General features: G+C 65.3%; 24 protein-coding genes and 1 tRNA gene. 10 read left to right on the forward strand and 15 right to left on the reverse strand.

The genetic code is table 11. The annotated features are described in order from the left end of the window. Positions 1 to 28: 28 nt before the first annotated feature. The gene (locus KVF90_RS06155) at positions 29 to 922 is read right to left on the reverse strand and encodes a prephenate dehydratase (protein ID WP_264393964.1); all 894 of its coding nucleotides are present in this window, start codon (positions 920 to 922) and stop codon (positions 29 to 31) included. A gap of 118 nt (positions 923 to 1,040) precedes the next feature. Here KVF90_RS06155 and KVF90_RS06160 point away from each other — a divergent pair, with 118 nt between their 5' ends. Continuing rightward, positions 1,041 to 1,733: a c-type cytochrome gene (locus tag KVF90_RS06160; RefSeq protein ID WP_264393965.1), complete on the forward strand. Its 693-nt coding sequence runs from the start codon at positions 1,041 to 1,043 to the stop codon at positions 1,731 to 1,733. Between the two features lie 50 nt (positions 1,734 to 1,783). Here the strand turns inward: KVF90_RS06160 and KVF90_RS06165 are convergent, their stop codons facing one another. Then, positions 1,784 to 2,443 carry an RlmE family RNA methyltransferase gene (locus KVF90_RS06165; RefSeq protein WP_264393966.1) on the reverse strand — a complete coding sequence of 220 codons (660 nt, stop codon included), beginning with the start codon at positions 2,441 to 2,443 and terminating at the stop codon, positions 1,784 to 1,786. After that, a complete protein-coding gene (locus KVF90_RS06170) occupies positions 2,440 to 3,702 on the reverse strand; it encodes a Ppx/GppA phosphatase family protein (protein ID WP_264393967.1) in 1,263 nt (420 codons plus the stop codon). Before KVF90_RS06170 ends, KVF90_RS06165 begins: the two co-directional genes overlap by 4 nt. 184 nt (positions 3,703 to 3,886) lie before the next feature. Here KVF90_RS06170 and KVF90_RS06175 point away from each other — a divergent pair. From KVF90_RS06175 to KVF90_RS06185, 3 genes are all read left to right on the forward strand, one after another. Continuing rightward, positions 3,887 to 3,960: transfer RNA gene (locus KVF90_RS06175), tRNA-Gln, on the forward strand. Positions 3,961 to 4,045: 85 nt separating this feature from the next. Further along, positions 4,046 to 4,921, forward strand: coding sequence for an LOG family protein (locus KVF90_RS06180; protein ID WP_264393969.1), 876 nt, complete (start codon positions 4,046 to 4,048; stop codon positions 4,919 to 4,921). Continuing rightward, positions 4,902 to 5,441 carry a GNAT family N-acetyltransferase gene (locus tag KVF90_RS06185; RefSeq protein WP_264393970.1) on the forward strand — a complete coding sequence of 180 codons (540 nt, stop codon included), beginning with the start codon at positions 4,902 to 4,904 and terminating at the stop codon, positions 5,439 to 5,441. Before KVF90_RS06180 ends, KVF90_RS06185 begins: the two co-directional genes overlap by 20 nt. Here KVF90_RS06185 and thiD read toward each other — a convergent pair. From thiD to KVF90_RS06200, 3 genes are all read right to left on the reverse strand, one after another. After that, positions 5,396 to 6,235: a bifunctional hydroxymethylpyrimidine kinase/phosphomethylpyrimidine kinase gene (thiD, locus tag KVF90_RS06190; RefSeq protein WP_264393971.1), complete on the reverse strand. Its 840-nt coding sequence runs from the start codon at positions 6,233 to 6,235 to the stop codon at positions 5,396 to 5,398. The two genes, KVF90_RS06185 and thiD, sit on opposite strands and share 46 nt — an antisense overlap. A 193-nt stretch (positions 6,236 to 6,428) precedes the next feature. Continuing rightward, complete coding sequence (locus tag KVF90_RS06195) at positions 6,429 to 6,854, reverse strand: NUDIX hydrolase (RefSeq protein WP_264393972.1); 426 nt, start codon at positions 6,852 to 6,854, stop codon at positions 6,429 to 6,431. Positions 6,855 to 7,123: 269 nt separating this feature from the next. Next, on the reverse strand, positions 7,124 to 7,435 hold the full coding sequence (locus KVF90_RS06200) for a UrcA family protein (RefSeq protein WP_264393973.1): 312 nt from the start codon (positions 7,433 to 7,435) through the stop codon (positions 7,124 to 7,126). A 200-nt stretch (positions 7,436 to 7,635) separates the two neighbouring features. Between KVF90_RS06200 and KVF90_RS06205 the strand changes: the two genes are divergently transcribed. Together KVF90_RS06205 and KVF90_RS06210 are read left to right on the forward strand one after the other, a co-directional pair. Next, complete coding sequence (locus KVF90_RS06205) at positions 7,636 to 8,697, forward strand: AraC family transcriptional regulator (RefSeq protein WP_264393974.1); 1,062 nt, start codon at positions 7,636 to 7,638, stop codon at positions 8,695 to 8,697. A gap of 76 nt (positions 8,698 to 8,773) precedes the next feature. Next, complete coding sequence (locus KVF90_RS06210) at positions 8,774 to 9,592, forward strand: sterol desaturase family protein (RefSeq protein ID WP_264393975.1); 819 nt, start codon at positions 8,774 to 8,776, stop codon at positions 9,590 to 9,592. A 121-nt stretch (positions 9,593 to 9,713) separates the two neighbouring features. On the opposite strand, the gene KVF90_RS06215 is transcribed toward KVF90_RS06210, so the two are convergent. Together KVF90_RS06215 and glmM are read right to left on the reverse strand one after the other, a co-directional pair. Further along, complete coding sequence (locus KVF90_RS06215) at positions 9,714 to 9,938, reverse strand: DUF1272 domain-containing protein (protein WP_264393976.1); 225 nt, start codon at positions 9,936 to 9,938, stop codon at positions 9,714 to 9,716. A gap of 12 nt (positions 9,939 to 9,950) precedes the next feature. Continuing rightward, complete coding sequence (glmM, locus tag KVF90_RS06220; RefSeq protein ID WP_264393977.1) at positions 9,951 to 11,288, reverse strand: phosphoglucosamine mutase; 1,338 nt, start codon at positions 11,286 to 11,288, stop codon at positions 9,951 to 9,953. Between the two features lie 95 nt (positions 11,289 to 11,383). On the opposite strand from glmM, the gene KVF90_RS06225 reads away from it, so the two are divergent. Continuing rightward, positions 11,384 to 12,694, forward strand: coding sequence for a dicarboxylate/amino acid:cation symporter (locus KVF90_RS06225; RefSeq protein ID WP_264393978.1), 1,311 nt, complete (start codon positions 11,384 to 11,386; stop codon positions 12,692 to 12,694). A gap of 72 nt (positions 12,695 to 12,766) precedes the next feature. Then, positions 12,767 to 13,375 carry a superoxide dismutase gene (locus tag KVF90_RS06230; protein ID WP_264393980.1) on the forward strand — a complete coding sequence of 203 codons (609 nt, stop codon included), beginning with the start codon at positions 12,767 to 12,769 and terminating at the stop codon, positions 13,373 to 13,375. A 64-nt stretch (positions 13,376 to 13,439) separates the two neighbouring features. Here the strand turns inward: KVF90_RS06230 and KVF90_RS06235 are convergent, their stop codons facing one another. Both KVF90_RS06235 and KVF90_RS06240 read right to left on the reverse strand, forming a co-directional pair. Beyond that, complete coding sequence (locus tag KVF90_RS06235) at positions 13,440 to 14,063, reverse strand: sigma-70 family RNA polymerase sigma factor (RefSeq protein WP_264393981.1); 624 nt, start codon at positions 14,061 to 14,063, stop codon at positions 13,440 to 13,442. Continuing rightward, positions 14,060 to 14,278 carry a NepR family anti-sigma factor gene (locus KVF90_RS06240; protein WP_264393982.1) on the reverse strand — a complete coding sequence of 73 codons (219 nt, stop codon included), beginning with the start codon at positions 14,276 to 14,278 and terminating at the stop codon, positions 14,060 to 14,062. Before KVF90_RS06240 ends, KVF90_RS06235 begins: the two co-directional genes overlap by 4 nt. A gap of 109 nt (positions 14,279 to 14,387) precedes the next feature. Between KVF90_RS06240 and KVF90_RS06245 the strand changes: the two genes are divergently transcribed. Then, a complete protein-coding gene (locus tag KVF90_RS06245; RefSeq protein ID WP_264393983.1) occupies positions 14,388 to 16,223 on the forward strand; it encodes a CHASE domain-containing protein in 1,836 nt (611 codons plus the stop codon). 28 nt (positions 16,224 to 16,251) lie between these two features. On the opposite strand, the gene KVF90_RS06250 is transcribed toward KVF90_RS06245, so the two are convergent. Beyond that, positions 16,252 to 17,040: a response regulator gene (locus tag KVF90_RS06250; protein WP_264393984.1), complete on the reverse strand. Its 789-nt coding sequence runs from the start codon at positions 17,038 to 17,040 to the stop codon at positions 16,252 to 16,254. A 333-nt stretch (positions 17,041 to 17,373) separates the two neighbouring features. Continuing rightward, entirely contained in the window at positions 17,374 to 18,579 is a 1,206-nt protein-coding gene (locus KVF90_RS06255) for an N-acetyltransferase (protein WP_264393985.1), read from the reverse strand. A 115-nt stretch (positions 18,580 to 18,694) separates the two neighbouring features. On the opposite strand from KVF90_RS06255, the gene KVF90_RS06260 reads away from it, so the two are divergent. Next, positions 18,695 to 19,795: a fatty acid desaturase family protein gene (locus KVF90_RS06260; RefSeq protein ID WP_413677016.1), complete on the forward strand. Its 1,101-nt coding sequence runs from the start codon at positions 18,695 to 18,697 to the stop codon at positions 19,793 to 19,795. 7 nt (positions 19,796 to 19,802) lie between these two features. Here KVF90_RS06260 and KVF90_RS06265 read toward each other — a convergent pair whose 3' ends face one another. Genes KVF90_RS06265 through KVF90_RS06275 form a run of 3 tightly spaced genes read right to left on the reverse strand, consistent with a single transcriptional unit; the run spans position 19,803 to position 22,601 of the window. Further along, on the reverse strand, positions 19,803 to 20,312 hold the full coding sequence (locus KVF90_RS06265) for a GNAT family N-acetyltransferase (RefSeq protein ID WP_264393986.1): 510 nt from the start codon (positions 20,310 to 20,312) through the stop codon (positions 19,803 to 19,805). Beyond that, the gene (gene lptG, locus KVF90_RS06270) at positions 20,309 to 21,418 is read right to left on the reverse strand and encodes an LPS export ABC transporter permease LptG (RefSeq protein ID WP_264393987.1); all 1,110 of its coding nucleotides are present in this window, start codon (positions 21,416 to 21,418) and stop codon (positions 20,309 to 20,311) included. The genes KVF90_RS06265 and lptG overlap by 4 nt, the downstream gene beginning before the upstream one ends. A gap of 7 nt (positions 21,419 to 21,425) precedes the next feature. Next, positions 21,426 to 22,601: an LptF/LptG family permease gene (locus KVF90_RS06275; RefSeq protein WP_413677044.1), complete on the reverse strand. Its 1,176-nt coding sequence runs from the start codon at positions 22,599 to 22,601 to the stop codon at positions 21,426 to 21,428. Positions 22,602 to 22,607: the final 6 nt, after the last annotated feature.

Raw genomic sequence — 22,607 nt, forward strand, 5'->3', positions numbered from 1 at the left:
ACCGCGCGTGCGCCCCCTTAGCCGTGCTTCAACCCCTGGCGCGGGCCTGTTCGTAACTGCCGAGAATGCGCAATTCCTTGGAATGGAACGCGCATTCCTCCAGCGCCCGGTCGACCGCCGGATCGCCCGGCGCGCCGATGATGTCGGCGTAGAAAGTCGTCGCGGCAAAGCTGGTGCCCTGCTGGTAGCTTTCCAGCTTGGTCATGTTGACCCCGTTGGTGGCGAACCCGCCGAGCGACTTGTAGAGCGCGGCGGGGATGTTCTTCACTTCGAAGATGAAGGTGGTCATCACCGGCTTGTCCGCCAGCGCGCCCGCGGGCAGCGGATCGCGCGCAAGGATCACGAAGCGGGTCATGTTGTCCGCGCTGTCCTCGACATTATGCTCGATGATGGTGAGCCCGTAGAGCTCCGCCGCCAGCGCCGGGGCGATGGCCGCTACAGAAAGATCGCCGCGCTCCGCCACGTAAGCGGCCGCGCCCGCCGTGTCCGCATGGCTCAGCGGCACGATTCCCCGCGCGCGCAGATAATGGCGCGACTGGCCGAGCGCCTGCGGGTGCGAATAGGCGGCTTCGAACGGGCCGGAACCCAGCGCCATCAGCGCGTGGTGGATCGGCATGAAATATTCGCCGACAATGTGCAGGCCGCTTTCGGGCAGCAGGAAGTGAATGTCGGCCACGCGCCCGTGCTGCGAATTCTCGATCGGAATGATGGCCTGCGCCGCGCGGCCATCTTTCACCGCTTCCAGCGCGTCTTCGAAGCTGAAACACGGGAGCGGGAGCATGTCGCCCCGCGCTTCGGTGGCGGCGCGGTGCGAATTGGCGCCCGGCGATCCCTGGAAGGCTATCGCGCGCGCAGGCTCTGCGGCGGCGGCGGCGCGCATCCGGTCAACAATGGCTAGGGCAGGGCCGGGGAAGGATCGCATGGTGCCATGCGCCTAGAGCCGCGCGACCCCTGCGGCAAGCCCGCTTGCAAAAGGTGCAAGAATTCGTGCCACGATCAGTCTTGCGCGTATGGGAAGCCGACATTAAGGAGCGCGCGGGATGACACAGGACAACTCTTCGCAAGATAACGCGGCTGGCCAGAATGGCGGCGGCGATCTGTTCAACACTGCGGCCGGCTGGGTGCTGTTCGCGGCTGGCCTCGGGCTGGGTCTTTCGATCCTGTCGAGCAAGTATTTCCACGGCGACAAGCCGGAGCGTCCGGAAAAGCTCGGCTACGTGATCGAAGGCGTGGTCGAGGACACTGCCGGCCCGGCGGAAATCTCGATTGGCGAGGCGCTCAACGCAGTGCCCGCAGCCGATCTGATCGCAGCAGGCGAAAAGGCGTTCTCCAAGTGCCAGAGCTGCCACACGGTTGCTGCGGGCGGTGCCAACGGCATCGGCCCGAATCTGGCTGGCGTGATGGGCGGCCCCGTCGCAGCCAAGGGCGGCTTCGCCTACAGCGCGGAACTGAAAGCGCTGGGCGGCACGTGGGACTGGGACAAGATGGATGCCTGGCTCAAGAACCCCAAGGGCTATGTCGCTGGCACCAAGATGAGCTTCGCCGGCCTTTCCAAGGTCGAGGATCGCGCCGCGATTGCCGCCTATCTCAACTCCATTGGTGGCAACATCGCGATCCCGGCGGCGGCTGCTCCGGCTGCCGCACCTGCGGAAGGCGAAGCGGCTGCGGCCGAAGCAGAAGCTGAAGGCGTCGCCGCAGCTGAGGCGGGCACCGATCCGAAGGCAGCCGAGTAAGCCTGCGCGGGGCAAGGCGCGGGCGAATGGCCCGCGTCTGCCTGTCCCTTTTACCCCTTGAAGCCTTGTGCGATCACATACCACTCCGACGAGCCCTTGCGGCTCGCCGGGGGTTTGGCGTGCTTGACTGTCGTGAAGTGCTTCTTGAGCAGCGCCAGCAGATCGGCATCGGTCCCGCCCGCCAGCACTTTCGCCACGAAGGCGCCGCCGGGCGCAAGGTTTTCCGTCGCGAACCACGCTGCCGCTTCGACCAGGCCCATGGTGCGCAGATGGTCTGTCTGCTTGTGGCCGACGGTATTGGCCGCCATGTCCGAAATCACCAGATCGGGCGGCCCGCCCAGTGCCTCGGCGAGTGCGGCGGGGGCGTGATCGGCCATGAAATCCATCTGGAAAATCGTGACGCCATCAAGCGGCTCGACTTCAAGAAGGTCGATTCCCACCACTTCGGCCTTGGGTGATTTGGCGCGCACCACCTGCGCCCAGCCGCCCGGCGCGATGCCGAGATCGACCACTCGCTTCGCGCCCTTTAGCAGGCCGAACTTTTCATCAAGCTCGATCAGCTTGTAAGCGGCGCGGCTGCGGTAGCCATCGGCCTTGGCCTGTTTGACGTAAGGATCATTGAGCTGGCGTTCGAGCCAGCGGACCTGGGAAGCGGTACGGCCCTTGGCGGTCTTGACCCGCTTGTCCTGCGTTTTGGAGCCGCGCGTCATCGCGCCGGCCGCCCTGAACCATTGCCGCCGCGCTGCCGGTGCAGGGCCTTGAGCGTACGTTCCGACTGACGTTCTGCGGCCATGATACTCCTTAAGATTCCTTCGCGGATGCCGCGATCGGCCACGCCCAGTCGCCGCGCGGGCCACAGGTCGAGAATTGCCTCAAGAATGGCGCAACCTGCCACTACCAGATCGGCGCGGTCCTGTCCGATGCAGGGCAGGGTGGATCGTTCGTAGGGGGTCATCACGCTCAGCCGCGCGCTGATCTCGCGCATCTCCGCAGCGGGCACGATCAGCCCGTCCACCGCCTTGCGGTCATAACTCGGCAGTTCGAGGTAAAGGCTGGCGAGGGTCGTCACCGTGCCGCTGGTGCCGAGCAGGCGAATATCGGGGTGCTTTGCTGCCCCGGCGACGCGCGCGGTGAAGGGTGCGAAACTGTCCGCCACCATTTGCCGCATCTGGGCGAATCGGGCGATACGTGCAGTCTCACTGTCCTCGCTGCGGCCGACGGTGTCGGTCAGCGAGACCACGCCCCACGGCACGCTCTGCCAATCGAGGATGCGCGGCACGCGACTGCCTTCGCCGCCCGCCTCAACCAACACCAACTCGGTCGAACCGCCGCCGATATCGAAGATCACTGCCGGACCATCGCCGGATTCGAGCAGGATGTGGCAGCCCAGCACGGCAAGGCGCGCTTCTTCCTCGGCGCTGATAATGTCGAGCGCGATGCCGGTTTCCTGCCGCACCCGCTCGATGAATTCGATACCGTTCTCGGCGCGGCGGCATGCTTCGGTCGCGACCGATCGGGCGAGACGGACGTTGCGGCGCTGGAGCTTGTCCGCGCAGATCGTCAGCGCGGCGAGCGTCCGTTCCATCGCCGCATCCGACAATCGCCCGCTGGTGGCCAGACCCTCGCCCAGCTTCACCACCCGGCTGAAGGCATCGATCACAGTGAAATCCCGGCCCGAAGGGCGCGCGATCAGCAGGCGGCAATTATTGGTGCCAAGATCAAGCGCAGCATAGGCCTCACCATGGGCGGCGGGCTTCATCGCGCCGATGGCGGCGAGATCCTGTTCGGCGCGGGGCGCACTGCCGCGGCGGCCGTGACCGTTTGCGGCCGGAGAGCGGCCATCGCGGCCGCCTGCTCTGGCATCGGGCTGAGGGGGGCGCTTGTAGCGGAAATCGGCTACCTTGCCGGACTTGCCGCCCCGGTTTTTCCCAGCACTTCTATTCCTGTCCGGCGGGAGAGTTTCCGCCATGATCGTAACGCTTTCATTTCCACCCTGCGCGAGACCTCGCCGCGCACGGCACTTGGGGCCAAGCTAACGCAAGCACCCGGCAAGAGCAAGCAGGGCGGCGCAACGCCGCGCTTGACCTGAGCAGCGCACGAAACTAGGGAGCGCGCTCGCTGACACCGCCGGACGATGTCCGGGGGAAGGCCAATGCCCCGTCCTCTAATGGTAAGAGAGCGGACTCTGACTCCGTCAATCAAGGTTCGAATCCTTGCGGGGCATCCAGCCACACCCATCCGATGTTCCACGCGAAACATCCCGCAAGCCTAGGCTATTGCGGGTCTGGGGCACCCCTACTAGGGGTCTAGGCATGACTGACAAAGACCTGACCGACCGCAAGTTCTACCGCGCGGGCGAAGAAACCCGCTTTGCCGAGGGTGGCCCCGAGCGCACCCCGCAGACCGCGCACCCTGCTTACAAGCTCGCTTTCCGCGACACCGATTTCCTGCTGCGCGACGAGCTTCGCCCGGTGCGCTTCCAGCTGGAATTGCTGAAGCCCGAAATGCTGCTCGACGAAGCCCGCGTCGGTTCCACGCTGGTGATGTACGGATCGGCGCGCATCCCCTCGCCCGCGCAGGCCGAGGCGCGGATCGCGGCTGCCAAGAACGGCGATGAATACGACCAGAAGGTCGCCGCCCGCCTTGCCGAGAAGGCCAAGTATTACGACGAGGCCTACAAGCTGGCCCGCCTCGTCAGTGAAAAGGGCCTGATCGAAAACGGCCTCAGGCAGTTCGTCGTCACCACCGGCGGCGGGCCTTCGATCATGGAGGCGGGCAACCGCGGCGCGTCGGATGCGGGCAGCGAATCGATCGGGCTCAATATCGTGCTGCCCCACGAACAGGCGCCCAATCCCTATGTGACGCCCTATCTCAGCTTCCAGTTCCACTACTTCGCGCTGCGCAAGATGCACTTCCTGCTGCGCGCCCGCGCAGTGGCGGTGTTCCCCGGCGGGTTCGGGACGTTCGACGAGTTCTTCGAGCTTGTGACCCTGATCCAGACCGGCAAGATGAAGCCGATGCCGATCATCCTGTTCGGCAAGGATTTCTGGACCCGCGTGATCGATTTCGAAGCGCTGGCCGAGGAAGGCGTGATTTCAAAGAGCGATCTCGACCTGTTTACCTGGGTTGAGACTGCCGAGGCGGCCTGGGACTGCATCTGCGATTTCTATGACCTCCCCCGCGACTGACACGGTGATCCGCACGGCCCGGCTGGTGTTGCGACGGGTGCGGCCGGAAGAGGACTTCGCCGCAATCCACGCGGTGCTCACTGACCCCGAGGCGATGGCCTATTGGGCAACCCCGCCGCACGCCAGCGAGGAGGAAACCCGCGATTGGCTCGCCGCGATGGCGCAGACCACCGATGACGAAGGTGATGACTTCATCCTCGAATATCAGGGGCGCGCAATCGGCAAGGCGGGGTTCTACCGGTTCCCGACCCTTGGCTACATCATCGCGCCCGAGTTCTGGGGACAGGGACTGGTGATGGAGGCACTGGTGCCCATCATCACGCGGGCCTTCGCGGGCGGTGCGGTGACGCGCGTCATCACCGAAGTCGATCCCCGCAACCCGGCGTCCATCAGGGTGCTCGAAAAGCTCGGCTTCACCGAAACGCACCGGGCCGAAAAGACCACGCTGATCGGGGGCGTGTGGTGCGATTCGGTCTATTTCGCGCTGACGCCGGAAGACTGGGCGGCGCGCACCGCCTGATGGCCCAAGGGGCCGTGGCCAGCGCCGTAACCGGGCGCGGACGCAATCGCCTGAACAACGAACTGCCGGGCAAGCCTGACCGCGTGTTCCAAGGGCTGGCCGTGGCCGAGCAACGTGGCGATTGCTGACGACAGCGTGCAGCCGGTGCCGTGGGTGTGCACCGTGTCGATCCGCGCGTGATCGAAGGCCATCGCACGCGCGCCGGGGACGATCAGCACATCGGTGATGCGGTCGCCTTCTCCATGCCCGCCCTTGGCCAGCACCGCCGCCCCCGTGGCTTCGGACAGTTCCTCTGCCGCGTCGATCATGTCCTGTGTGGTGGCAAGCGGGCGGCCAGCAAGATGCGCCAGTTCGGGCAGGTTGGGGGTGAGCAGTGTCGCCAACGGGAACAGCCGCTCGCGCAAGGCGATAACCGCATCCGGTCCCACCAGCACCGCGCCCGATGTTGCGATCATCACCGGATCGAGCACGATCGGCACCGCCACGCCGCCGTGTGCCTTGGCCAGCGCCCCGGCGACAGCGGCGATCACCGCCGTGTCGTGGAGCATCCCGATCTTGATCGCATCCACGCCGATATCGTCGACACAGGATGCGATCTGCTGCGCGACCATATCGGGGACGATGGGGGCAATGCCCTGCACGCCCACCGTGTTCTGCGCGGTAATCGCGGTCACCGCGGTCATGGCATAGCCGCCGAGCATGGTGATGGTCTTGATATCCGCCTGAATGCCCGCGCCGCCGGACGAGTCCGAACCGGCGATGCTGAGGATGCGAGGGGGGAGGGGCGTGGTCATGGCAATGCCATAGCAAGCGTGCGCGAAAGGCGGCATGCAAATTGCGCGTGATCGTCCCGGGCGGCGGCTTTGCGGGATGCACCGCGGCGGACGGAGCGGCTGGCATTGGGTGGTTTGCGGAATGACCCCTTACAGGTCGCTTTGGCGCAAAAGCTGCTGGGCGATTGCAATACTGCAGTCCCCCCGAAGTTGATCATTTCAGTTCGGGGAGGCATTCCTTAAGGCGCGCCTGCAGATCGGGAACCGCATTTTCTTCGCCCAAAAACTCATCGAAGCTCATCATTCTCCAACGCTGGCCCTCTTCGCCGAACACGATTTGTCCGATTTCTGCCGCTTGAAGTGGAGCGGCTAGAAAAAAACTACACCGTCCGCCTCGAGTCCTGCTTTCATATCTTCGGTTCAGAACAATTCTATCGATGGCGATGGTTAGGCCGAATTCTTCCTCGACTTCCCGCACTGCGCACTGCGCTGGCGTCTCGTCGAGTTCACGGCCCCCTCCCGGTAGGTCCCATAAACCTGGGAAAGGGATATTCGGTTTATCGTCGCGGAGGTAGGCGATCAGGTGACTGCCGGAATAAAGGACAATCTTTGCTCCAGAAAATGGTCTGTCATCAATCATAACATTGCATTCTCAGATCTGATCGCCCTGTGTGCGACATGGATGTCAGCTTTCAAGTGCCGCTGCAATCGGAAGAAAGTTCGGCTCAGGGGTCGCTTTCTGCATGTCGGCAATTTTCCGGAAGACAGGCAAAGCCGACGTGCCGCGTCCGGGATCGCGCACCGACCCAGCGCCTGACCGGAATTGGGTGGGAACGCGAATGGCGATTTTTTCTACCCTATCGCAGCTTGTTGCCAACCTTTGCGCGCAGTTCGATCAGATCCGCATCCTCAACCGCCCTTCCCCGAAGCTGGATCGCCTGCGGCAGTCAGGGTCTTCACGGCAGCTTCGGCGCTCGCTTGCGCTTGCCGGATGCACCCGCGCTCGCGGCGGATGTTGTGCGGCAGGCTTTCCAGCGCTTGGCTTTTGCACATCGTCCGCGCCGCGCGCTGAATGCGCAGCGCCAAGATGCGTTGCCCTTTGTCCGATCCAAGATCGAGGTCGCCAGTCGCGACTGGAATGCTCTGCGGAACTGGGGTGGCGGTTGCGGTGGCTGAAGCCGCGATGGCGGCGACGGCGAGCAGGGCGTGAACAAGCTTCATGAGCATTTCCTTCGATATTTGGCCGCCCACCAATTTGAACGGCAAGGCAGCAGAATTTGCAGCTCGGCACGCCTGAGGCTGTCCGGTTTCGAAATTGGGCTGGTCGTTTTCGCATCACGCAATGCTGATGGAATCCGGACAGGCTGGGTGATTCCGAAATCGGCTTGTCGCTCCGCCCGCGCTCTGGCAGCCAAGCGCCCATGACAGCGTGGGAACAGGTCGATCAGATGGCGCGTGGCGGATCGATCGCGCTGCTCGCCTTGTGGAGCTGGATCCTGATCCGCGACCACTGGCGCGATATGCCCGCCCGGCTTGCGGTGGCGATGAATGCGGCGATCGGCTGCTATCTGCTGGTCACGGCGGGCTGGAATGCCGAACGCAACCTCCTGGGCCTTGTGCTGGCGCTGGGAGCGGGGACGACGCCGGGGCTGTTCTGGCTGTTCGCACGGGCCTGGTTCAATGACGAACGGCAGGTCACACCGCTGGGCGCGCTGCTGGTCGGCCTGTCGGTGCTCAACACGCTGGTGGTCCAGCTGACCTTCCCCAGCGGCGGGATCGTCAACACGATTGCCGCCGGGCTGTTCCGGACCGCTATGCTGGGCTTTGCCGCCGCGGCGCTGTGGGAGGTGTGGCGCAGCCGGGAAGGCGATCTGGTCGAGCGGCGGCGGCGCATCCGTCCGGTGCTGGTGTGCGTGGTCGCGCTCTATGTGATCGTGATCGCCTTCGTCGAGTTCTCCGGCCCGCCCGGCGTGCCGCGCGGTTCGCTGAAGCAGCTGGTGGGGAGCCTCTCCGTCTTGGCGGTCTTCGGCTTCTGCGCCGTGCTGCTGCGGATGCGTCAGGCCGACATGTTCGGCCCGGCAGAGGCCACGGGCGCGCCCGTGAAACCTTCACAGAACCCGGGCGAAGATCCACTCGCTGCGCGCTTGCTGCAGTTTATGGCAGCGCAAATGCCCTACCGCGACGAGACCCTGTCCATCGCGAAGCTTGCATCGCTGCTGGGGGAGCAGGAATATCGTCTGCGCCGCACGATCAACGGCCAGCTGGGCCACCGCAATTTTTCGGCCTTTCTCAATGGCTATCGTCTCGCCGAGGTGAAGTCCGCACTCGCCGATCCTGCGCAGCGCGAGGTGCCGATCATCACCATCGCGCTGGATGCAGGCTTTGGTTCGCTCGGCCCCTTCAACCGCGCCTTCCGCGAGGCAGAGGGCATGACACCGAGCGAATTCCGCGCCGGCACGCTGGCCGTTTCCGAAATCGGCTAGCCGTTATCGGATACGGCAGCGCACAGATCGATGAACGGGTGCAGCCAGCGGCGAGCATCGGCAAAAGGACGTGACAATGCCCACCGGAATTCCGCCTCTCGATATCCTGCTTGAACGGGGGCATTTTGTCTTCGCCATCGATTTCACCCGCTATCTGATCGCCGCCTCGATTATCTTCGCGCTGGTCTGGGTTCTGCGGCGCACGGCCCTCAGGCAGCGCAAGATCCAGCCGCGTGAGGCCACCGGCGCCGATATGCGGCGCGAATTTGTGCAGTCGCTGCAATCGGTGTTCGTCTACGTGATCGGGGCCTGCTTCCTGATCTGGGGCCGCGAGGTCGGGGTGTTCTATGACGTCTTCGGCGTCAGCTTTGGCCTGGGCGTGGACCTGCTGATCCTCGCCGCAATCATCATCGCACATGACGCCTATTTCTACTGGGCGCACCGCATGATGCACCATCCCCGGCTGTTCCGGCATTTCCACCGCGCGCACCACCGCTCGATCACCCCGACGCCATGGGCAGCTTACAGCTTTGCCATGCCCGAAGCGGCGGTGATGTTCCTGTTCGTGCCCCTGTGGCTGTTTTTCGTGCCGACGCCGGGATGGGTGATGGTGGCATGGCTGAATTTCCAGATCATCCGTAACGCCATGGGCCATGCTGGGTTCGAGTTCTTCCCGCGCTGGTGGCTGGATTCGCCGCTCACCCGCTGGATCAACACCACGGTGCACCACGACCTGCACCATAATGGCGGCTTCAACTCCAATTTCGGGCTCTATTTCACCTGGTGGGACAAGTGGATGGGCACCGAGCACCCGAGATATCACGAGAAGTTTCGCGAAGTGACGGGGCACACGCAGCCAATTGCGGCGCAGGCCAGCAGCAAAGTGACCGCCTGACCAACCCGCGCCTCAGACAATCGAGCGATAGAATCAGGCCTGCGAAAAGACCGCTCCGGGCGAGCTTCCCGAACGACAGCTTTTTCCAGCGCCGCGCCAAAGCAGACGCGGCCTCTCCCGCTTACCCCTTGTGCTTGCGCTCGGTGCTCGGCGGGTATTTCGCGTGGAGCGCTTTTGCCCGAGTCGGGCGGTCCACCAGCTCGCCGCCGCAATTGGGGCAGCGGTCGTCGAGATCCTCGGCGCATTCGGCGCAGAAGGTGCATTCGAACGAGCAGATGAAAGCACCCGGCGCCTCGGCGGGAAGGCCGACGCCGCACATTTCGCAATCGGGGCGCATTTCGAGCATCGCGTGAGTCTCCTAAACCGCCGCGCGCACAGCTTCGCAGATCGCGTCGACCACCTGTTCGACCTGGCCCTGGTCATCGCCTTCCGCCATCACGCGGATCACGGGTTCCGTGCCGGAGGGGCGGATCACGAGGCGGCCCTTGCCGGCCAGCGCAGCCTCTGCCTCGGCGATCACGGCTTTGACCTGTGCATTTTCCAGCGGCTGGCCGCCCTCGTATCGCACGTTCTTGAGAAGCTGCGGCACCGGATCGAAGACGTGCAGCAATTCGCTGGCCGGCCTGCCCGATCGCACGAGGCTCGCCAGCACCCGCAGCGCTGCAACCGTGCCGTCGCCCGTGGTGGCATAATCGAGCAGGATCATGTGGCCCGATTGCTCGCCGCCGACATTGTACCCGCCCGCCTTCATCGCCTCGAGCACATAGCGGTCACCCACCTTGGCGCGCACCAGATCGAGGCCCCGGCCCGCCAGATAGCGTTCGAGCCCGAGGTTGCTCATCACCGTCGCCACGATCCCGCCGCCGCGCAAGGAACCGCGCTCCTGCATCCGGCCCGCGATGAGCGCCATGATCTGGTCGCCATCGACCGCGCGGCCTTTCTCGTCGACCACGATCAGCCGGTCCGCGTCACCATCCAGCGCAATGCCGATATCCGCGCCTTCCTCGACCACCTTGGCTTGCAGGGCGGCAATCGCGGTAGAGCCGACGCCATCGTTGATGTTGATGCCATTGGGCGTGACGCCGAGCGCAACCACATCCGCGCCCAGTTCCCAGATCGCCGAAGGGGCGACCTGATAGGCCGCACCATTGGCGCAATCGACCACGACCTTCAGCCCGTCAAAGCGGATCTCCGAGGACACCGAATCCTTGACCGCGTGGATATAGCGCCCGCGCGCATCCTCGATCCGCCGCGCGCGGCCGATCTTTTCGGCGGGGGCGAGCGGGATATCGGTCTCCATCAGCCGCTCGATCTCGATCTCGGCTGCGTCAGACAGCTTGAATCCGTCCGGGCCGAACAGCTTGATGCCGTTATCGGCGTAAAGGTTATGGCTGGCCGAGATCATCACGCCGAGGTCCGCGCGCATTTCGCGGGTCAGCAGCGCGATAGCCGGGGTGGGGAGCGGCCCGGTCATGATCACGTCGATCCCGACGCTCGTGAAACCCGCGACCAGCGCGCTTTCCATCATGTAGCCGGACAGGCGCGTGTCCTTGCCGATCACCACCCGGTGGCGATGCCCGCCGCGCACGAAATGGCGTCCGGCGGCCTGACCAACCTTCATCGCGGTGGCCGCGGTCATGGCGCCCGCATTGGTGCGGCCCCTGATTCCGTCAGTTCCGAACAGCTTGCGTCCCATGAAAATTCCGTCCCCGCTTCAGCAAGATTGTCTGGCGCTTCTGGCGCGGTTATCGCGCAAAGGGAAGGGCACTGCGCCCGCATAAGGACAGGCCATTGCTGGAAAGTGAAAACACGGACGCCGGTGCAGAAGGCACCGGTCAAGGGAAGTTCGCGCTGGTTTCGATCCGCCTGCCGGTGGCGCTGACCTTTGCCGCGCTCGTAGGCGGGCTTGTCGCCGGGATTGCCGGAGCCGCAGCGGGCGCGCCGCAAGCCGTGTCCGACATTGCCGCGCTGATCGGCGGGCTGTGGCTGCGCGCCTTGCAGATGACGATCATCCCGCTGGTCGCGGCACTGCTGGTGCTGGGGCTGGTGCAGATGATCCTGGCCGCGCGCGTTGGCACGGTGGCGCGGCGGATGATCGCGCTGATGGTGGTTATCCAGCTGGCGGGCGGGGCCTTCACCTCGATCGCCATGCCCGCATTGCTGCGCGCCTTCCCGGTGCCGCAGGGCGCGAGTGCATTCCTCGCCCAGACCCCGGCTGACGTGGGCGAGGTGCCGCAGGTGCTCGATTTCCTCGCCTCGCTGGTCTCGCCCAACATCGTTGCCGCCGCGGCCGAAACCGCGATGCTGCCGCTGACGCTGTTCTTCGTGATGTTCGCGGTCGCCATCACCCGCCTGCCGGGCGACCAAGGCGAGCGGCTGCTCGGCTTCTTCCACGCATTGGGCAATGCGATGCTGCTGATTATCGGCTGGGTGCTCGCTGCTGCGCCCGTCGGCGTGCTGGCGCTGGCTTACGGCGTGGGCGTGCAGAGCGGGGGCGGGGCCTTTGCCGCGCTCGGCCATTATGTGCTGACCGTGACCGCGATGGGCACCTTCATCTTCCTCCTCGCCTATGTCGTGGCCATCGCAATGGGCCGCACCGGTGGGCGCTTTGCCAGTGCAGTGCTGCCGGCGCAGGCGGTGGCGCTCTCGACGCAAAGTTCGCTCGCCAGCCTGCCCGCGATGCTCGATTCTGCGGGGCGGCTGGGGCTCAAGGCCTCGACCGCCGAATTCGTCCTGCCGCTCGCCGTGGTGATCTTCCGCGCGACCAGTGCGGCAATGAACCTCGCGGTGGTCTATTATATCGCCGCGCTGGCCGGGGTCGAAGTTTCGCCCACGGTCGCCATCGCGGGCATTCTGATCGCCAGCGTCATCAGCCTTTCCGCCGTCAGCCTGCCGGGCTCGATCAGCTTCGTCGTCTCGATCGGGCCGATTGCGCTGGCGATGGGCGTGCCGGTCGAGCCGCTGGCGCTGCTGGTGGCGGTGGAGATGCTGCCCGATTTGATGCGCACGCTCGGCAATGTCACCATGAACGTCGCTGTCACAAGCGCAGTTGACCGCGCGGCAGGCTCGGACGAGACGCCAAAGGAGGCAACCGCGACTTGAAGCTGCAACCCTTAGCCCACATCTGCGTTACCAATACTGACTGATTTCAACCCAGCCTTCCGGAGGACACCCATGGCTTTCGCACTTGCCCCGCTTCCCTATGCCGACACCGCGCTCGAACCTGCCGTCTCGGCCGAGACGCTGTCGTTCCATTACGGCAAGCATCACCAGACCTATCTCGACAAGATGAACGCCGCGATCGAAGGCACCCCGCACGCCGATGCCTCGCTCGAAGCGATCGTCGCCGCGTCGCGCGGGACCAACCAGGGCCTGTTCAACAACTCGGCCCAGACCTGGAACCACGCGTTCTATTGGAACTCGATGGCTCCGGCGACCACCGCGCCTTCGGATGATCTGGTCGCCAAGATCAACGACGCTTTCGGTTCGGTCGATGCGCTCAAGCAGCAGCTCAAGGACCGCGGCGTCGGCCACTTCGCGTCCGGCTGGGTGTGGCTCGCCGAAAAGGGCGGGAAGCTGAGCATCGAGGAAACCCACGATGCCGACACGCTCGCCGATAGCGACTTCAACCCGCTGCTGGTGCTCGACGTGTGGGAGCACGCCTACTACCTCGATCACCAGAACAAGCGTCCGAGCTATCTCGACGCGGTGGTCGAGAACAAGCTCAACTGGGCCTTCGCCAGCGAAAACCTCGCGCGCGGCACGGTGTGGACTTACGCCTGATTTAGCGGGTTTGGTTTAAGGGAAGGCCCGGGGCGGAGACGCTTCCGGGCCTTTCTCTTGCTCGTCACCCCCGCGAGCTGACCCCGTTGCCCGCCGCCACCGTATCAAGCTCTTCCAGAATCGCGCGGTGGGCGATGGCGTCATCGGTGGAGCGGCGCGGGATGCTGCCATTGGCGAGCATCTCGGTCAGCGCGGCGCGGGCGCGGCCCACGCGGCTCTTGATCGTGCCGACCGCGCAGCCGCAGATCGCGGCGGCTTCCTCGTAGGAAAAGCCCCCTGCACCCACCAGCAGCAGCGCTTCGCGCCGTTCGGCAGGCAGGGTGAGCAGCGCGCGGTGCAGATCGGATAGGTGGATCGGTTCTTCCTGTCCGGCGGGTGCGGTCAGGATGCGCTCGGCCACGCCCTCGTCATACTCGCCGCGAAAGCGGTTGCGGCGCATGTCGGTGAGGTAGGCGTTGCGCAAGATCACGAAGGTCCAGGCGCGCATCGAGGTGCCCGGTTCGAACCGGTCCTGCGCCGCCCACGCCTTCAGCAGCGTTTCCTGTACCAGATCATCGGCCAGATCGGGCCGCCCGCACAGGCCGCGCGCGAAGGCGCGCAGGTGCGGGACGACCTGGGTCAGATCACGTTTGAAGTCGGATTTTTCCGATGGGGTCCGGGTGCCGCCGATCGACGGGTCGCCGCTCATTGGCTGGTGTCCCGGCTATTCTGCGATCCGCCCCCGCCGCGGGCGGGAGGGGTCGCGTCGAGCCGGTCGAGCAAGTCCTTGAAGCTGTCTGGCAGGGCTTCCTCGACCACCGAATCATAGAGCTGCTTCAGCCCGTCGGCCCATTCGGGCGGGCGTTGCAGGGCGCCATCCTTGCCCCCGCTGCCATTGCCACCCTGTCTGTGATTCGAGGCCATGATGTTAGGTTTCGTCCCTGATCCCGTGTCCCGGCCCCGCGATGGAGCCGATTTCGCCGCTGCAAGGGCCGAACCATCACGCTCCGGTCGATACCCTTGAGAGCCGAGTTTGGACGATTCGGGAACGATGCGCTACCAGTTTGGTTCCGCCACCGGCCCCAGCGTTCCGCTTTGCGCCGATGCCCGCACAGGATTGCGCATTATCGACCCGCTCGCATTCAACCCCGATGACGATGCGGCCGCGCTGCCGCCGCCGACCTCCTCGGGGCGGGCGCGGCGCTGGCTGGTGCTGTATCCGCGCGCGATCCCGCTGGTGATTTTCCTCGCGCTGGCCGCGATCACCGCGCTCAGCGTCTTCGCCATCGAGAGTAATGCCCGCGCCCGCGAACGCGCGGTGATGCGCGAATATGCGCAAGGCGTGTCCGCCGCGCTCGACCGCAGCGGCAGCGGCTTCACCTCATACCTGCGCGCAGGCGCGGCGCTGTTCGCCAGTGTCGAGGAAGTGAGCCCCGACACCTTCGACAGCTTCGTGCGCGCGCTGAAGCTCAATACCGAATATTCGGGCGCCGAGGGGATCGGCTGGATTCCGGTGATCGAGGCGCGCGATCTGCCCGCCTTCCTTGCCCGCACCCGCGCCAGCCAGCCGGCCTATCCCGACATCTATCCCAGCCCGTCCAGCACCACCGGCCGGATCGCGCCCGTCGCCATGTTCGCGCCTGCCACTGCGACCAACCGCCGCGCGCTGGGCTATGACATGTATTCCGACGCCGCCCGCGCCGCCGCCATGGCCGAGGCGGAACTGACGCTTCGCCCCGCCGCATCGGGCCGGATCGTGCTGGTGCAGGAAACCAGCGGCACTGCGCCCGCCTTTGCCATTTACATGCCGGTGTTCCGGCTGGCCGGGGCGGGTGAGGCATCCGGCGACCGGCGGCTGGCAGGCTTTGTCTACACGCCGTTCCGCGCGCGCGAATTCCTCGATTCCGCGATCGACCGGCAGGGGCAGGGCCGGTTTGGCGTGCGGCTTTACGATGGCGAGGTTTCGACCGGGCACCTGCTGGTTTCCCACACCATCGCGGATTCCGCCAAGGAAACGGTCGAGCAGGAAGTCACCATCGCCGACCGCAAGCTGATGCTGGTGATCGAAAGTGCCAATGTGCAGGTGCTCTCCCCGCTGTCGATGGTGACGCTGATCTTCGGCCTCGCGCTGGCGAGCCTGCTGATGCTGCTGGCGCGGTTGCTGACGCAGCAGGCGTTCGAGGATCAGGCGCGGCTCGCCTTCTTTGAAGAACAGCATTCGATCCGCAACTCGCTGACGCGGGAACTCAACCACCGGGTCAAGAACACGCTGGCCAACGTGCTGTCGATCCTGTCGCTGACCCGCCGCCGGGCGAGCGGGCTGGATGACTTCGCCGACAGTCTGGAAGGCCGGATCCGGGCGCTATCGGCGACGCATGATCTGCTCACTGTGACGGACTGGGGCACAACCCCGATCCGCGCGGTGATCGAGGCGGAGTTGCAGCACTTCCGCGTGGCGCTGGGGGATGCGATCCTGCTTGACGGGCCGGAGCTGGAACTGGCGCCCAATGATGCGCTGTCCTTCGGTCTTGCGATCCACGAACTTGCCACCAACGCCGCCAAGTATGGCGCGTTGAGCGTGGCAGGCGGGACCATCACGATCCGCTGGCAGCGCGGCGAGGACCCGGCGGCCGAGACCGAATGGGCGGAAGTCGAATGGCAGGAGACCGGTGGGCCGCCCGTCCCCACCCAGCGCCGCCGCGGGTTCGGGACCGAGCTGATCGAGAAGGTCGTCGCCCACGAATTGCGCCAGCCGGTGACGCTCGACTTCGCCCCGACCGGCGTGCGCTGCGTGCTGCGTGTGCCGGTGCGGCGTCCCGCAGACTTCCGCATCCGCGAGAAAGACGCGGATCGGCGGGGGAAAGTCTAGGTCTGCATCGCGCGTCGGCGCGATCGCATCACAAAGGCCGTGTCGACCCGAAAAACAGCGCCTGGCTGATCGCCGCGCGCACGGTCGCTTCCTGGAACGGCTTGGTGACCAGATAGGTCGGCTCGGGCCGGTCGCCGGTCAGCAGACGCTCGGGATAGGCCGTGATGAAGATCACCGGCATCGCGCCAACGCTCAGGATGTCGTCGACTGCGTCGAGCCCCGATGATCCGTCGGCGAGCTGGATATCGGCCAGCACCAGCCCCGGCATCGCTTCTGCAACGGCAGCGCGCGCCTGCGTGCGCGTGGCTGCGGTGCCGCTGACCGTGTGACCGAGGCCCGTGACGAGGTCTTCGAGCTGCATGGCGATCAGCGGCTCATCCTCGATGATCAGCACGCTGGTGGTCTGCCCGCGCTCGATATCGGCGATGGCCTCGGCGACGAGCGCTTCGATCTCCGCAGGCGTGCGGTCGAGAATTGCTGCGGCTTCCGAGGTGGTGAAATCTTCCAGCGTGGTGAGCAGCAGCGCCTGCCGCGCCGGGGGTGTGATTGCACCCAGGCGGGCCTGCGCGCCGGCCTCATGCTCGCTGGCGGCGGTGCCGGCTGCGGCGCTGCCCGAGGCGCTCGCCCAAACCTTGCCGAAGGCGCGGTAAAGCGGCACGCGCCCGCCTGCGAGGCTGGCCTTGAGGTCCTCGTCAGCCAACACCGCTTCCAGCATCTCTCGCACAAAGGCGTCCCCGCTCGCCTGCGATCCGGTCAAAGCGCGGGCATAGCGGCGCAGAAACGGCAGGTTGGCGGCGATCTGGTTTCCGAGAGACATGAGGCACCTTTCGCAGGGTCGAGGCGATGACACGATTTGCCAACCCAACCGATTCGAGGCCATAGCGGTTCCCCACCGCGTCGTCGCGGTTATCCCGCAACCCTCTGGTTTTTGGCAGTATTGCCCAGGTTTCCGTTACGTCGAAAAAAATTTCGGCGATGCCGGGAACTGGTCTTCGGGACGATCATTATGCAATTGTCACCGCCGAGACCCCCCTCCCGTCCAAGCGGCTGGTGATACGATCCCGAAAGGCCTCTGCTCGTTCGCGAGTAGAGGCCTTTTTTGTTGGCGGCCATCTGTGGTGGCGCACACAGTTCTGCGCCAGCGCGATCCCTAACCCAACTTCCGCTCGTAGATCACGTACTCGCGGTTGACCTTGCTCTTGATCGTATCGGCAATCGCCAGCATGCCCTGATTGTCTTCCAGCACCCAGCCAAGCTCGCCGCGGGTGGATTCGAACTTGCCGATCGCTTCCAGCCGGATCGCCTCGATCATCATGAAGGCCAGCTGCCCGGCGAGCCGGGTGTTGTGCAGTTCTTTCAGCACGCCCATCAACGGCACCCGCATCCCTGCTCCGCGCGGGCGACGCAGCCAGCGCAGCATGTGAATCCAGCCGAACGGGAACAGCTTGCCCCTGATCTTCGCCAGCGCATCATTCACATCGGGGAAGGTCAGCATGAAGGCCACAGGCCGACCATCAAACTCGACGATCACGTTCAGTTCTTCGTGGATGATCGCGCGCAGTTTCTTGCCCGCATAGGCGACCTCGGCGGGGGTGAAGGGGACAAAGCCCCAATTGTCCGACCAGGCATCATTGAGGATCGCCAGAATGATCGCGACCTCTTCGTCCCAGCGATCCTTCCGGACCCGGCGCAGATTGATCCGTGCGTTGCGCTTGCCCGTCTGGACAAGCCGGTCGACCAGCGGGCCAAATCCGTGCGTGATGTCCAGATCATAGGTGTAGAGCGTCTTGGCGCGGGCATATCCTGCCGCCTCGATCCACGCAGCGTAATGCGCGGGGTGGTGGCCCATCAGCACCATCGGGGCATGATCCTGCCCCTGCACCAGCAGGCCGGGTTCTTCCCAGATCGACAGCGAAATCGGGCCGAGCACGCGCTTCATGCCCTCTCTCGCCAGCCATGCCTCGGCCGTGGCCAGCAAAGCGCGGGCGATGTCCTCGTCCTCGGCATCGAAATAGCCGAAGAAACCGGTGCCGGGGCCAAAGCCCTGTTCCGCCGGCATGGCGAGCGCGAGTTCGTCAATATGTGCCGAGATGCGCCCCACTGGCTTGCCAGCGCGGTGCGCGATGAACAATTGCACCCGCGCGTGGCCGAAAAAGGGGTTCTTGCCCGGATCGACCAGTTCCAGCTGTTCGGAACGGATTTGCGGGACGAAGTGGGGCAGACGGTCGGAGAACGCCCGCCCAAGATCGACGAAGTCTGCTCGCCCGCGCTTGTCGCTGACCGGCTCGATCCTTATCTCTGCAGCATTGGCCGTCACATCCGTCACGCACCCGTCCTCGTATTTGCGATCAATCAAGGTGTCTGTGTCGCGCCTGCGCCAATCACGCAAGGCTGTCGATCACTGTCACCAACAACCCGCGTTTGGCTCGGTCCCCGTTTTCGGGTAGGGCGAGCCTCAGGAAATTGCCGAAATGAACATGCAACAGACCATCGATCCCAAGCGCGCCGAAGCGACCGCGCCGCCTGCCAAGGCCACCCGCGTCCAGTTCATGGCCGAGGATGACAAGGCGATGCTGCGCGCCGCGCGCGACCTGACCAAGGGTCTGGGCGAGGCGAAGCCGGGGATCTACTGGCCGGACATGCTGCTGTCCGCAGGCATCGGCTATGCGGGAATCGCGGTGGCGATCCTGTCGCAGAGCCTTGCGGTGCAGATCGCCGCAGGGCTGGTCGCCGCGCTGGCGATGTACCGCGCGCTGATGTTCATTCACGAGCTGACCCACATCCACCGCGATGCCCTGCCGGGTTTTCGCACGGCGTGGAACCTGCTCGTCGGCATTCCGCTGCTGACGCCGAGCTTCATGTATGAAGGCGTCCACACCATCCACCACAAGCGCACGCAATATGGCACGGTGGAGGACCCCGAATATCTGCCGCTCGCGCTGATGAAGCCGTGGAGCCTGCCGCTGTTCGTGGTGGTGGCAATGCTGTTGCCGGTGGCGCTGCTGGTGCGGTTTGGCGTGCTCTACCCGCTCGGTCTGATTGTCCCGCCGCTGCGCAAGTTCACGTGGGAGCGCTTCTCGTCGCTGTCGATCAATCCCGAGTTCCGCCGCAAGGCGCCCGAGGGTGATTTCGTGGGCCGTGTGCGCTGGCAGGAAGCGGGCGCGAGCCTGTGGGCGATCGCGCTGATCGCCAGTGCCTTCCTGATCGGCTGGCAGCCGCTCGCCATCGCGATGGGCGTGCTGTCGCTGACCGCGGTGCTTAACCAGCTGCGCACGCTGGTCGCGCACCTGTGGGAGAACGAGGGCGAGGCGATGACCGTGACCGCGCAGTTCCTCGACTCTGTCAACGTGCCCCCGCCCGGGCTGGCGGCTGAAATCTGGGCGCCGGTGGGCCTGCGTTATCACGCGCTGCACCACCTGATGCCGTCGATGCCCTATCACGACCTGCCCGAAGCGCACCGCCGTCTCGCGCGTGAGCTGGGCACGGGTTCGACCTATGAAGGCGCGAACCATCCCGGGATGCTGGTGCTGGTGGGCCGGATCGCCAAGAGCACGATGGGCAAGCGGGCCTAAGCCCTCATCAATCCAGAAAGCAGATCATTGCACAGCGCCGGTCGGCAGGCAGGCCATCGTCGACCTCGTTCGCCAGCTCCCCCGCCAGCCGAAGGTGCGCGTCGAGCGCGGTGACTTCCTCGAACCCGAGGCGGGTGTAGAACGGGCCGTTCCACGCGAGATCGCGGAAGGTGGTCAGCGTCAGCGCCTTGAAGCCGGTGTTGCGCGCGTCGATCTGGGCCGCCCGCACCAGCCCCGCACCGATCCCGCGCCGCTGGAAGGCGGGGGCGACGTCCATCTCCCAGATATGGAGTTCCCGCCGGAAGGGCTCGGCCACGAGGAAACCCGCCATCGCCTCGCCGACATGGACGACAAGGCTGTGACCCTTGCGGATCAGGCGGGCATAATCGGCTTCGGAGCGGGTGTGATCGGGGTCGATGGCCGGTTCCCCCGCAAAGGCGACAGCCGCCGCCCGCTCAATCCCCGGCATCGCCTCGGCATCCGTCGGCCGCGCGAGCCTGAGCGACCAGCCGCTCATTCCTCGGTCCGGATCAGGACAGTCTCACCCAGCAGCAGGAACAGGAAGAATGGCGCCCATGCGGCGAGCAGCGGCGGATATCCGCCGAAGCTGCCCATCGCCAGTGCGGCATTGTCGACCACGAAATAGGCAAAGCCGAGCGCCATGCCGATGATCGCCCGCACGAATAGCTGCCCCGACCGCGCCAGCCCGAAGGCGGCGATCGAGCCGAGCAGCGGCATCAGCAGCGCGGACAGCGGCCCGGACAAGCGGTGCCACCACTTGGCGCGCATCTCGTCGGTGTTGCGCCCCGCCGCCTCATAGGCGTCGATGCTGTGCGACAATTCCCAGAAGCTTTGCGCATCGGCATCCACCGATTGCAGCATGATCCGTTCGGGCGAGAGGCTCTGCCCCACCACCAGCGCTGCCGGGCGTTCGGTGATGGCGCCTGCCACATCGAACTTCACCGGCTTTTCCAGCCGCCAGCCGGGCGCGGCGAAGGTCGCGCGGGAGGCGCGGACCTGTTCCCGGATGATCCCGCCCGGCGCACGCGCATACCAGGTCACGCCGGTCAGCACGGTGGCATTGCCCGAGCCCGTCAGCGTCGCAGCGGTGAGGATGTTGTCGCCGTCGGTCAGATAGATGTTCGACCGCGGCGTACCCGCGCCGCCGGTCGCTGCGGGGATCGGGCCGTAATCCGCCGCTTGCCATGCCTTGATCGTGGCATTGGCGCGGGTCACGATCCGCTCGTTGAAGCCAAAGCTCACCAGCGAGACCACCGCCGCCGTCAACAGCAGCGGGGAGAGCACCTGATGCGCGCTGAGGCCCGCCGCCTTCATCGCCACGACCTCGCTGTTCTGGTTCAACGTCACCAGTGTGATCAGCGTCGCCAGTAGCACCGAATAAGGCAGGAAGCGCGACAGGAGCTGCGGCACCCTGAGGCTGGCATATTGCAGGATCTCGGCCTGACCATTGCCCGGTGCGGCAAGGATCTCTCCGGTCTCGGCGAGAAGATCGAGCGCCAGCAGCACCAGGACCAGCATGATGAGCACCGCGAAGATGCGCACCACAAACAGCTTCGCCAGATACAGCGTCAAGGTGCGCGAGGGGAAGAAATCGAGCTGCATCGCCAGTCTACTCCGCCGCAGCGGCTTCTACCGGCTGATAGGCCCGCGGTGCGCGGCGCTTGAACAGTTTGCCAATCCGCTTGCCCAGCTTGGCGAAGGCCATTTCCAGCGCGCCGATCGCCTGTCCGCCGGGGACATAGGCCACGCGGTAATACATCCACACGATCAGCCCCGCGAACAGCACGAAGGGCACCCAGAAGGCGAGGATCGGATCGAGCCGCCCCAGCGAGGCCACGTCCTCACCATACTGGTTCACCTTGTGATAGGCGACCACCATCACGATCGACACGAACACGCCCAGCGCGCTGGTTGACCGTTTGGGCGGGATCGCCAGCGCCACCGCGAGCAGCGGCATCAGGAACATCATCACGATCTCGACTAGGCGGAAATTGAAGCTCGCCACGCTCGCCTCGCGCTGGTCGGGCGCGCTGTCGCCGCTCCAGCCGATCCTGAGCAGCTCCGGCAGGATGTACTCGCGCGTGGCATCGCCGCGCGCGCGGAATTTCTCGATGGCGGGCAGATCGATCGGCAGATCGTGGCGGCTGAAACTGAGCACACGCGGGGTGGCGTTCCCCGTGTCCTGAATGATCGTGCCTTCGGTCAGGCGCAGGATGATCGTATCGGGATTGTCGCGCGTGGCGAGGAATGCACCTTCCCGCGCCGAAATCGAGAGCACCTGCCCCTTGCTGTTGGCGACACGGGCAAAGATGCCGATCAACCGGCGGCCATCATCCTCGCTCTCTTCGATCCGCAGTGCCATGCGGTCGGCCAGCGTGGTGAATTCGCCGACCTTGATCGACGCGCCAAGCGCGCCCGAGCGCAGCTCGTATTCCATCTGCTCGTAATAATAGCGGCTGATCGGCTGGATGTAGAACACCAGCGCGATATTGACCGCCACCAGCGCCGCCGTGATGATATAAGGCATGCGCAGCAGGCGGTTATAGGACAGGCCGACAGCGCGCATCGTATCCAGTTCGGATGACGTCGCGAGCTTCCTGAAGGCCAGCAACACGCCCAGCAGCAGGCCGAGGGGGATCGCCAGGCTCGCATATTCCGGGATCAGCGCGCCCAGCATCTTGAACACCACGCCAACCGGCCCGCCTTCGACCGCGACGAAATCGAAGAGGCGCAGCATCTTGTCGAGCATCAGCAGGCTCGCCGCCAGCGCGAACACGCCCAGCATCGGCAC

This window comes from Porphyrobacter sp. ULC335 (genome assembly GCF_025917005.1).
GTDB lineage: Bacteria > Pseudomonadota > Alphaproteobacteria > Sphingomonadales > Sphingomonadaceae > Erythrobacter.